Raw genomic sequence first — 9,141 nt, forward strand, 5'->3', positions numbered from 1 at the left:
GTGCGGCGACCGGCCCGGGTGCGCGTTCCGGATCCGGGCCGTGATCGCGGGCGGCTGAGGCGGCGCGGCTAAAGTCGCAGGTGAGAACCGTCGCGCCCGAGGAGATCACGCCATGCCGACCGACCTGCCGACCGCCCCCGCCGCCGGAACCGCCGCAGCCCCCGCGCGCCTGGGGCTGGGCACCGCGGCCGTCGGCCGGCCCGGCTACATCACCCTCGGACGCGACGCCGACCTGCCCGCCGAGCGGACCGTCGAGGCGCTGCGCGAGCGCACCCACGCCCTGCTGGACGCCGCGTACGCCGCCGGGGTGCGCTACTTCGACACCGCCCGCTCCTACGGCCGCGCCGAGGAGTTCCTCGCCGGGTGGCTGGACGAACACCCCGAGGCGGCGGGCGAGGTGACGGTCGGCAGCAAGTGGGGCTACACGTACACGGCGGGCTGGCAGGCGAGCGGGGTGGCGGCGCACGAGGTCAAGGAGCACTCGACGGCGGTGTTCGACCGCCAGGTCCGCGAGACCCGTGCCCTGCTCGGCGACCGCCTGGACGTCTACCTCGTCCACTCCGTCGTCCCCGGCAGCCCCGCGCTCACCGACCCCGCCCTGCACGAGCGCCTGGCCGCGCTCGCCGCCGAGGGCGTGCGGGTGGGGCTGTCCACCAGCGGACCGGCCCAGGGCGACACCATCCGCGAGGCCCTCGCCGTCACCGTGGCCGGGCGGCCCCTGTTCACCGCCGTCCAGGCCACCTGGAACCTGCTGGAGACCTCCGCCGCCCCCGCCCTCGCCGAGGCCCACGCGGCCGGCTGGCTGGTGGTGGTCAAGGAGGGCATGGCCAACGGCCGCCTGGCCGGCCGCAACGCCACCGGCCCCGACACCGCCCCCCTGCGCGCCCTGGCCGACCGCACCGGCACCGCCCCCGACGCCCTCGCCCTGGCCGCGGCCGCCGCCCAGCCCTGGGCCGACGTCGTCCTGTCCGGCGCCGCCACCCTCGACCAGCTCGCCTCCAACCTGACGGCGGCCCAGGCGGACCTGGCCCCGCAGGACCTCGCCGCCCTCGACGCCATGGCCGAGCCGGCGGAGGCGTACTGGCGCACCCGCTCGCAGCTGCCCTGGGCGTGAGGTGCCGGTTCGGCCCGATACGCCTGGTACGTGCGCTGCACAAGTTGCCTGCGCTGCCGTTGCGGCATGAGCACAGTATTGGCCAACTGGCCAGAAAAGACCGCCGGTTGGATAGGGGGGACCACCACGATGAACATCAGGAAGCGTATCGGCGCCGTGATCGTTCTGGCGTTCGCCGCGACCACGCTCGCCGTCGTGTCGGCGTCGGCCCTGGCGCAGAGCCCGGCCTACAGCAGCCTCGCCGGCCTCGTCGGCAACTGCCCGTAACCGCAGGCCCGCCCGCCCGGCGGGCAGCAGTATCCCGGCTTCCCGCGTCCCCGGACGTGGGAAGCCGGATCCGTCGGGCAACCCAGCCCCGGCCGCCCCCAGCCCGTTGTCGGTGCCCGCGCCTACGGTGGGCGGCATGACGCAGCCCCCGGACCTCGCCGCCGCCCTCGCCGACCTGCCCGTACCCCTGCCGCCCGGGCGCCTGGTCGCCGGGGACGAGGGCGAGGGGCGGGAGCCGCTGCTGTGGGTCAGCGACGCCCCCGCGCCCGCCGGGCTGTGGGCGCGGCTGCACCGGGCGCACCCGCGGACCGGGCTGTGGCCGCTGCTGCTGAGCCCGCTGAACGCCGGGGACCCGGACTTCCGTCCCTGGCTGTCCGGCGAGCTCTACCCGAGCGACGCCTGCGCCGTCGAGCTGTACGACCCGGCCGCGCTGCTGAACAGCTGGTGGGAGACGGGCGGCGCGGACGAGGACGGCGACAGCGAGGACGACGAAGAGCTCGCCGAGGCCCTCGCCCCCTACGGCCTGACCTGGCCCGGCCCGGCCCCGGCCGTGGACGTGCCCGACGGCGCGGCCGGCGCCGAGGCCCGGGCCCTGGCCGACGTGCTGCAGTGCGTCAAGGACGTCCGCCTGGGCCTGGTACGGGCCGGCAGCGGCGCCGAGGCGCTGGCGGTGTGCGGGTGGGGCGGCCCGACGAACCACGAGAACGACATCGCCAAGATCGCCGCCGTGCTCGCCGACTGGGAGCGCCGCTTCGGCGCCCAGGTCGTCGAAGCCGGCTTCGACACCCTGGAGTTGAGCGTCCCCGTGCCGTCCGCCACGCTCGCCGAGGCGCTGCGGCCGGCCGCCGAGCACATGGCCCTCTGCCCCGACCTGGTCTTCCAGGGCACCGGCAGCCTCACCGAGTACGCCGAGCAGCTGGTGGGCGCCCACCGGTGGTCCTTCTGGTGGGACTGACCCGGCCCGCGCCCCGCCCGTACTCGGACGCCGGTACTCGGACGCCGGTACTCGGACGTCAGTACTCGGAGCTCGGCGCCGCCGTGGTCGGCCCGAGGTCCGGCCGGTCCCGCAACTCCACCGCCCCGCCATGGTGTTCGAGCTCGAGGACGACCAGTTCGTTGCCGCCCGGGCGCCACAGTGGCGCCGGGGCGTAGAGGGTGCGCTGGGGGCCGGCGGCGCAGTAGCGGCCGAGGAGGAAGCCGTTGAGCCACAGCAGTCCGCGGCCCCAGCCGGGCAATGCCACGAACGCGTCGGCGGGGGAGGGGAGTTCGGCGGTGAAGCGGTGGAACACCGGCTCCCCGTCGCGGACTTCGGCGCCGTCGCCGAGGTCCAGCGCGGACGGGCCGGTGAGGTCCAGCGCGGACAGGTCGGTGAGCGGCAGCGGGCGGACCTGCCAGCCGAACAGCCGCTGCCCGCCGTGCGAGACACCGCGCGTGATGCCCTTGCGGTCGTCCATCTGCGGGCCGTAGTTCACCCGCCCCAGCGCCTCGACCAGGATGTCCAGGGTGACGCCGTCCGCCCCGGTGGCCAGCGGCAGCGTCGCGCCGGGGGAGTTGCGCTCGAGCACGCCCAGCGGGCGGCCGTCCGCGAACACCTGCGCCCGGTCGGCCAACCCGTCGACGCGCAGCGGCAGTTCGGGGCGCGGGCCGGGTACGTGGGTGCGGTAGTGGATCAGGCCCAGGGACTGCCCGAGCTGCTCCATGGGCAGCGGCGCGGCCTGCTCCACCGGCTGCGACAGCGCGTCCAGGCTCTCCAGCAGCGCCGCCCGCCCCTGTGCCCGCTCCAGGCGCTGCGGGGATACCCGGGGCGGGTCGGCGGGCAACTCGCCCTCGGGTAGCGGCAGGTAGCGGCCGATGACCTCGCGCAGCGCGTGGAACTTCTCGGTCAGCTCGCCGGCCTCGCCGATCGGCGCGTCGTAGTCGTAGCTGGTGACGGTCGGCTCGTACCCGGCGTCCAGCGGGTGCGCACCGGAGTGGTTGGCGCCGGCCCACAGGCCGAAGCTGGTGCCGCCGTGCGCCATGTAGAGGCTGACGGAGGCGCCGGTGGCGAGCAGTTCGTCCAGCGAGGCGGCGGTCTCCTTCGCGTCGCGCACGTGGTGCGGCAGGCCCCACTGGTCGAACCAGCCGATCCAGAACTCCATGGCGGTCAGCGGGCCTTCGGGCTGGTGGCGGCGCAGCACCGCGAGCCGTTCGGGGGCGCGCGAGCCGAAGGTCGCGGTGGCCAGGTGCCCGGGCAGGGCGCCGCCCTGCTGCATGGTGTCGTGGGCGCCGTCGGCGGTGAACAGCAGGCAGTCCACCCCGCGCCGCACCAAGCCGTCGCGCAGGTGCAGCAGGTACGCGGTGTCGTCGCCGTAGCTGCCGTACTCGTTCTCCACCTGGACCGCCACCACCGGACCGCCCCGGCTCGCCAGCAGCGGCAGCAGCTCGGGCACCAGCGCGTCGAACCAGCCGTCCACCTCCGCCAGGTACGCCGGGTCCGCGCAGCGCAGCCGCAGCCCGTCCACCGCCAGCAACCGGGCCGGCAGCCCGCCGAACTCCCACTCCGCGCAGATGTACGGGCCCGGGCGCAGGATCACGTCCAGCCCCAAGCCGCCGGCCAGCCGCACGAAGCGCCCCACGTCCCGCCAGCCGGTGAAGTCCACCCGCCCGTCGGGGAGTTCGTGGAAGTTCCACGGCACGTAGGTGTCCACCGTGTTCACCCCCAGCGCCCGCACCCGCCGCAGCCGGTCCTCCCACAGCTGCGGGTGGACGCGGAAGTAGTGCACCGCCCCGGCCACCACCCGGTGCGCCACCCCGTCCCGCACGAACCCGTCCGCGTCGTATCCGAGCATGCGCGTACCCCGCCTTCCCGACTGGAGACCCCGGCACGGGCGAGCCTAGCCGGGCGCGGCCGCACCCGGTGTCCGGTTCCCCGCGGTCCGTGTTTCGACGGGATCCGGAGCGTGGTCTTCCGCGCGTGGGTCAATGTGTCTCTTTATCTGCCCGGTGCGAGTCGGATATCGGAACTCGAAGGGATGGAACTGGGGTACCGCGAATTCCTGGAGTCCTCCGACGGGATGGGCAACGTCCGGTCCGGAATGCCCTTCTGGGTCGGGAACGGGGATGCCGCCGTCTTCTCGACGTTGTCCGAGGTCTTCGACGTCACCTCGGGTGTCCGCTCGTGGAGCGAGTTCTCGGCCGAATGAGGTGGCCTGCTCCCGCGTGGTTCTCCGTCCCCGCCCGGCGCGCACGCCGGGCGGGGACGGGGGAGTTCAGGGGGCCCTGAGGGAGGGCCTCGATGCCCTACGTCGTCCTCATCCGGCGGGTCCACGGCAGCCGGCGGCCGGCGCGGAGCCACCGGGCGACGGCCACCGCCGCGACGATCAGCGCGGCCAGGGCCGGGTCGGGCCCGTAGGGGATCTCCAGGAACCCGTCGGCGTCGGGGTGCGGCCGCATCGTGACGGAACCCGTCGGGACGACAGCCGCTACCAGCTGGTGCACCCAGAACAAGGCCGCCAAGCCCGCCGCGCCCCAGCCGAGCAGGGCCCCGGTGCTCATGCCGGACCGGCGGCCCGCGCGCCAGCAGTCCCGGACCGCGCCCACCGCGCCGATGGCCAGGGCGATCACCAGCGCGCTCGACGCGGCCATCCAGGACCCGGCGGTGACCGCTCCCAGGACCGAAGCGACGGAAGCCCCGAGGCCCCGCCCGGTCAGCGCCTCCACGGACCCCCTCGGCGGAGCCGCCGCCTGGGCCAGCAGCCAGCTCGCACCGCCCAGGGCCGCCAGAACGGCCGCGCCCCGTGCCCACAGGCCTCCGGCGCGTCTGCGCCGGTCTTGGTTCCCCACTGGTTCCCCCGATAGTTCCTCGTTGCGGGGGGTCAACCTACCAACCGGTAGGACGTCCGGCCGCAGCGGGCCGCACCGGAGGCAACGCGGGGTGCCCCGCCCGGCGCGCACGCTGGGCGGGGCGGGGGGTCAGGTGTGGTGGGTGGTGATGGTGATCGGGTGGGCGGTCCAGTCGGTCATGCCGCCGACGTAGAGGGTGGTGCTCCAGATGCCGCCCCGGGCGAGGCAGCGGGCGACGCCCTCGCCGCCGCCGGGTCCGATGCAGATCCGGATGAAGTCCCGGTGGGCCTCGCGGACGGGGAGTTCGCGGACGTGCTCCCAGAGGACGGGCAGGGCGTGGTCGAGGCCGGGGAACAGGGCGGGCGCCATGATGCCGGTGATCCCGGCCCGGACGATGGTGGTCACGCGGCGGACTCCTCGGGAGTGATGTGGCACCAGACGAACTTGCCGATGCCGCCCTCGCGCGGGCAGCAGCCCCAGCTCTGGGCCAACTCGTGGACGAGGAGCAGGCCCCGGCCGCTCTCGGCGCAGACGGGGGCGTCGCGGAGCGCGGGCTTCTCGCTGCCGGCGTCGTGGACCTCGATGCGGAGGGTGTCGTCCGGGTCGAGGCGGAAGTGGACGTGGATCAGGCGGTCGCGCGGCGCCCGGGCGTGCTGGACGGCGTTGGTGACCAGCTCGCTGACGAGCAACTCGCCGGTCGGGAGGAGGAGTTCGCCGACCGGGAAGGGGGCGAGGAACTCGCGCAGCCGCTGCCGGGCGACACCGGGGGAGGTCGGGCGCCGGGGCAGCCGGCAGGCCGTCTCGGTGGAGGCGGGGGAGGGGGAGGGGGAGTCGGTTTCAGGCATGGCGGAGCCACCTCCGGAGTGTGCGGGGTGAAGACGGCCGAGGAAGGCATGGGAATGCCCGGACGATGAGCCCGCCATGATCACTGTGTGTGGACGCGCTCACTACTCCAGGTAGCATGCACCTGTATTGGTTCAACCTGCAAGCAGAACAACTGCAACGATGCAGATGCGGCTACGCTGGATTGACGAATCGTCACAAGGCAGACTGGGGCCGTCAGGTGAGAGGACTTGCACATGGCCGATGAACCGAAGCCGACCGTCCGTGCCCGCCGACTCGGCTCGGAGCTCCGCCGCCTCCGCGAAGCCGTGAACAAGGGGACGGATGACGCGGCGCAGGCCCTTGCCTGCTCCCGCGCCAAGATCAGCCGCATAGAGACCGGCGCGTCCGGCGTTCGCCGGCTGGACCTCGGGATCCTGCTGGACCTGTACGGGGTGGCCGGCAAGGAGCGTGATGCTCTGGAGGGGCTGGCGAGGGACAGCAAGAAGCGTGGATGGTGGCACGACTACGGCGACACGATCCCCTCTGCCTACGTCGATGTTCTCGGGCTGGAGGACGACGCCCGGTACATCCGCATGTGGCAGACCATGGTGGTCCCCGGCCTGTTGCAGACGAAGGGCTACGCCAGGGCACTGCTGGAAGCGAATCCGGCCGCGGTGCGACCGGAGCGCATCGATCAGCTGGTCGAGATCCGGATGGAGCGCAAGGAAGTCCTCGCGAAGCCGGACCCGGCCCGGTTCTGGGCGATCATCTGGGAGCCTGCGCTCAGGTGTCCGGTGGGAGGGGAGGAGGTACACCGGGAGCAGCTGCAGCACTTGACGGAGATGGCGCAGCTGCCCAACGTCACCTTGCAGGTAGTGCCGTTGGGCGTCGGCGCGACTGCCGGCGCGTGCGGCGCCTTCGTGATGTACGGCTTCTCCGACTCGCCCACCGCCGGAGCCGTGTTCCTGGAGACACTGACAAGCAGCCACTACCTGGAGCAGCAGGGCGAACTGGACGGCTACGGACTGGTCTTCGAGTATCTGCGATCAGCTGCTCTGAACCCCAAGGAGTCGCTGGATATGATCGCGGCCATCGCTGCGGCGACATGACGATGAGATCAGAAGAGGTGCGACGCGTGACTGTGCCGGAGAGTGGCGCTCGGAGTTGGTACAAGAGCAGCTACAGTGCCCAGGCGAACGAGTGCGTGGAGGTCCGGCAGCCGGTGTCGAGCGGAATGGCCATCCGCGACTCGAAGGACCCGGACGGGCCGGTCCTGCTGTTCCCCGCCGATGCCTGGTCCTCGTTCCTCGCAGGGGTCAAGGGCGGCGAGTTCCCCGCCGACTGACCTGACACCAGGGGTGCCCCGCCCGGCGCGATCGCCGGGCGGGGCACCCCTGGCTGCCGAAGCTCTTCCGGCCGCGGGCGGTTCAGCGGGGTGTGGCGGGTGGGTTGGTCGGGCCGACGGGTATGGCCGGGCCGAGCGGGTGGCAGCCGTCCCAGGAGGCGATCTGTCCGTGCGGGCAGGAGGCGGGGACGGGGGTTCGCCGACGCCGCGTCATCCCGTCGTCCACGGCTCTGTCCCCGGGGCCGCCGTCGGCTGTCTTCCGCACTCTTCCTCATCCGTCGTATGGTCACGCCTTTGAACTGCGCGGATGCTACACGAGGCGCCAGGACCGGCACCCCCGCCAGTGCCCCTACCGATACGCGACTGATTCGCCCGCCGTACGCCGCGGCCTACTGTCGGGGACGTCAGCAGGAAACGCCCACGACGAACCCCCGCAGGAGCAGCAGCCATGACCGCCTACGCCATCGCCCAGGTCCACTCGGTCGAGTTCGGCCCCGACATCGTCGAGTACCTGGAGCGCATCGACGCCACCCTCGACCCCTTTGGCGGGCGCTTCATCGTGCACGGCGGCGCGTACGAGACGGTGGAGGGCCGTTGGGGCACCGGTGGGACGATCGTCATCGCGTTCCCCGACTACCAGCGGGCCCGCGCCTGGTGGGACTCGCCCGCCTACCAGGAGATCCTGCCGCTGCGCACCCGGCACATGGTCGCCGACATCATCCTGATCGACGGTGTGCCGGGCGACGGTTACCGCGGGGCGGACTCGCTCAAGCATTGACCCCGTCAGGACCCCAGGCGCTCGCGCCACCACGCCACCGTGGCCTTGACCTGCTCCTCCAGCGGCGTCGCCTCTGCCGCGAACGCCGTCTCGTAGGCGGTGGAGTCCATGACGAAGGGGCGGTCGAACTGGTAGCGGGTCTCACGCAGTTCACGCAGCAGCGGGGAGAACAGCCCGGCCGCGCGCAGCAGGACGGGGGACAGGCGGCGCACCGCGACCGGGGCGGTGCCGGCCTCGGCGGCCAGGTGGTCGACCATCGCGCGCACCGACACGGCGGGGGCGGTGGGCACGTGCCAGGCGCGGCCCCAGGCCCGTTCGTCGCCCGCGACCTGGGCCAACGCCCGTGCCACGTCCGGGAGGTAGGTCCAGCTGTGCGGGGCGTCCGGGTCGCCGAGGACGGCGGCGGGGCGGCCCTTGAGCAGGCCCGGCATCACGCGCCCGGCGAGGTGGCCGCCGTCGGTGACGCCGGGGCCGAAGAAGTCGGAGGCGCGCACCTCCACCGCCCGGATCCGCCCGGCCTCGTGCAGCGCCCGCGCCTGCTCCCAACCCGCCGCCCGCACTCGGCCCTTGGGGCCGGTCGCGGCGAGCGGGAGGTCCTCGGTCATCGGGCGCGACGGGTCGGGCAGCGGCCCGTAGCCGTACAGGTTGCCGAGCATGACCAGCACCGCGCCGCTCTCCTCGGCCGCTGCGCACAGCGAGGAGGCCAGGGCCGGCCAGCGTGCGGCCCACTGGTGCAGCGGCGGTGCGGCGCAGCCGTGGACGGCGGCGGCGCCGCGGGCGGCCGCGGTCAGCGCGGCGGGGTCGCTCGCGTCGACGGCGAGGTGTTCGACACCCTCGACGGGCTGCGGCCCCGGGCGTCCGGTGCGGGTGGCGACCCGGACCTCGTGGCCCTGTTCGGCCAGCAGGCGGGCGGTGGCGGCCCCGGCGGGCCCGTGTCCGACGACGAGATGGAAGCTCACCCGCCCCACCCTATCCAGGCCGCGGGCGGGG

Annotated in this window: 12 protein-coding genes; 7 read left to right on the plus strand and 5 right to left on the minus strand. The window is 73.8% G+C overall.

All coding sequences use genetic code 11. From position 1 onward, the window contains the following. Positions 1–112: 112 nt before the first annotated feature. The 3 genes from ACZ3TI_RS08355 (at position 113) to ACZ3TI_RS08365 (ending at position 2,336) form a co-directional block, all read left to right on the plus strand. Entirely contained in the window at positions 113–1,114 is a 1,002-nt protein-coding gene (locus ACZ3TI_RS08355; RefSeq protein WP_465724730.1) for an aldo/keto reductase, read from the plus strand. A gap of 129 nt (positions 1,115–1,243) precedes the next feature. Next, the gene (locus tag ACZ3TI_RS08360; protein ID WP_465724732.1) at positions 1,244–1,381 is read left to right on the plus strand and encodes a hypothetical protein; all 138 of its coding nucleotides are present in this window, start codon (positions 1,244–1,246) and stop codon (positions 1,379–1,381) included. A 136-nt stretch (positions 1,382–1,517) separates the two neighbouring features. Continuing rightward, complete coding sequence (locus tag ACZ3TI_RS08365) at positions 1,518–2,336, plus strand: DUF4253 domain-containing protein (protein WP_465724734.1); 819 nt, start codon at positions 1,518–1,520, stop codon at positions 2,334–2,336. 58 nt (positions 2,337–2,394) lie between these two features. Here ACZ3TI_RS08365 and ACZ3TI_RS08370 read toward each other — a convergent pair whose 3' ends face one another. Next, positions 2,395–4,209 (minus strand): glycoside hydrolase family 35 protein, encoded by a 1,815-nt coding sequence (locus ACZ3TI_RS08370; protein ID WP_465724736.1) that lies wholly within the window; start codon positions 4,207–4,209, stop codon positions 2,395–2,397. Positions 4,210–4,392: 183 nt separating this feature from the next. On the opposite strand from ACZ3TI_RS08370, the gene ACZ3TI_RS08375 reads away from it, so the two are divergent. Continuing rightward, a complete protein-coding gene (locus ACZ3TI_RS08375; protein WP_465724738.1) occupies positions 4,393–4,563 on the plus strand; it encodes a hypothetical protein in 171 nt (56 codons plus the stop codon). 97 nt (positions 4,564–4,660) lie between these two features. Here ACZ3TI_RS08375 and ACZ3TI_RS08380 read toward each other — a convergent pair whose 3' ends face one another. From ACZ3TI_RS08380 to ACZ3TI_RS08390, 3 genes are all read right to left on the minus strand, one after another. Continuing rightward, positions 4,661–5,005, minus strand: a complete 345-nt coding sequence (locus tag ACZ3TI_RS08380) for a hypothetical protein (protein WP_465724740.1) — start codon at positions 5,003–5,005, stop codon at positions 4,661–4,663. Between the two features lie 327 nt (positions 5,006–5,332). Beyond that, positions 5,333–5,608: a hypothetical protein gene (locus ACZ3TI_RS08385; RefSeq protein WP_465724742.1), complete on the minus strand. Its 276-nt coding sequence runs from the start codon at positions 5,606–5,608 to the stop codon at positions 5,333–5,335. Further along, positions 5,605–6,048, minus strand: a complete 444-nt coding sequence (locus tag ACZ3TI_RS08390; RefSeq protein WP_465724744.1) for an ATP-binding protein — start codon at positions 6,046–6,048, stop codon at positions 5,605–5,607. Before ACZ3TI_RS08390 ends, ACZ3TI_RS08385 begins: the two co-directional genes overlap by 4 nt. Positions 6,049–6,282: 234 nt before the next feature. On the opposite strand from ACZ3TI_RS08390, the gene ACZ3TI_RS08395 reads away from it, so the two are divergent. The 3 genes from ACZ3TI_RS08395 (at position 6,283) to ACZ3TI_RS08405 (ending at position 8,151) form a co-directional block, all read left to right on the plus strand. After that, a complete protein-coding gene (locus ACZ3TI_RS08395; protein ID WP_465724746.1) occupies positions 6,283–7,137 on the plus strand; it encodes a helix-turn-helix domain-containing protein in 855 nt (284 codons plus the stop codon). Positions 7,138–7,163: 26 nt separating this feature from the next. After that, on the plus strand, positions 7,164–7,373 hold the full coding sequence (locus tag ACZ3TI_RS08400; protein ID WP_465724748.1) for a DUF397 domain-containing protein: 210 nt from the start codon (positions 7,164–7,166) through the stop codon (positions 7,371–7,373). Positions 7,374–7,821: 448 nt separating this feature from the next. Continuing rightward, on the plus strand, positions 7,822–8,151 hold the full coding sequence (locus ACZ3TI_RS08405) for a DUF1330 domain-containing protein (protein WP_465724750.1): 330 nt from the start codon (positions 7,822–7,824) through the stop codon (positions 8,149–8,151). A 5-nt stretch (positions 8,152–8,156) separates the two neighbouring features. On the opposite strand, the gene ACZ3TI_RS08410 is transcribed toward ACZ3TI_RS08405, so the two are convergent. Beyond that, a complete protein-coding gene (locus tag ACZ3TI_RS08410) occupies positions 8,157–9,110 on the minus strand; it encodes an NAD-dependent epimerase/dehydratase family protein (RefSeq protein WP_465724752.1) in 954 nt (317 codons plus the stop codon). Positions 9,111–9,141: the final 31 nt, after the last annotated feature.

The organism is Kitasatospora sp. NPDC023120, from assembly GCF_055560835.1.

Excerpts from the sequence above, each read along its gene's own strand:
- ACZ3TI_RS08355 (WP_465724730.1), top strand. The coding sequence starts at position 113 with ATGCCGACCGACCTGCCGACCGCCCCCGCCGCCGGAACCGCCGCAGCC.
- ACZ3TI_RS08360 (WP_465724732.1), top strand. The coding sequence starts at position 1,244 with ATGAACATCAGGAAGCGTATCGGCGCCGTGATCGTTCTGGCGTTCGCC.
- ACZ3TI_RS08365 (WP_465724734.1), top strand. The coding sequence starts at position 1,518 with ATGACGCAGCCCCCGGACCTCGCCGCCGCCCTCGCCGACCTGCCCGTA.
- ACZ3TI_RS08370 (WP_465724736.1), bottom strand. The coding sequence starts at position 4,209 with ATGCTCGGATACGACGCGGACGGGTTCGTGCGGGACGGGGTGGCGCAC.
- ACZ3TI_RS08375 (WP_465724738.1), top strand. The coding sequence starts at position 4,393 with ATGGAACTGGGGTACCGCGAATTCCTGGAGTCCTCCGACGGGATGGGC.
- ACZ3TI_RS08380 (WP_465724740.1), bottom strand. The coding sequence starts at position 5,005 with ATGGCCGCGTCGAGCGCGCTGGTGATCGCCCTGGCCATCGGCGCGGTG.
- ACZ3TI_RS08390 (WP_465724744.1), bottom strand. The coding sequence starts at position 6,048 with ATGCCTGAAACCGACTCCCCCTCCCCCTCCCCCGCCTCCACCGAGACG.
- ACZ3TI_RS08395 (WP_465724746.1), top strand. The coding sequence starts at position 6,283 with ATGGCCGATGAACCGAAGCCGACCGTCCGTGCCCGCCGACTCGGCTCG.
- ACZ3TI_RS08405 (WP_465724750.1), top strand. The coding sequence starts at position 7,822 with ATGACCGCCTACGCCATCGCCCAGGTCCACTCGGTCGAGTTCGGCCCC.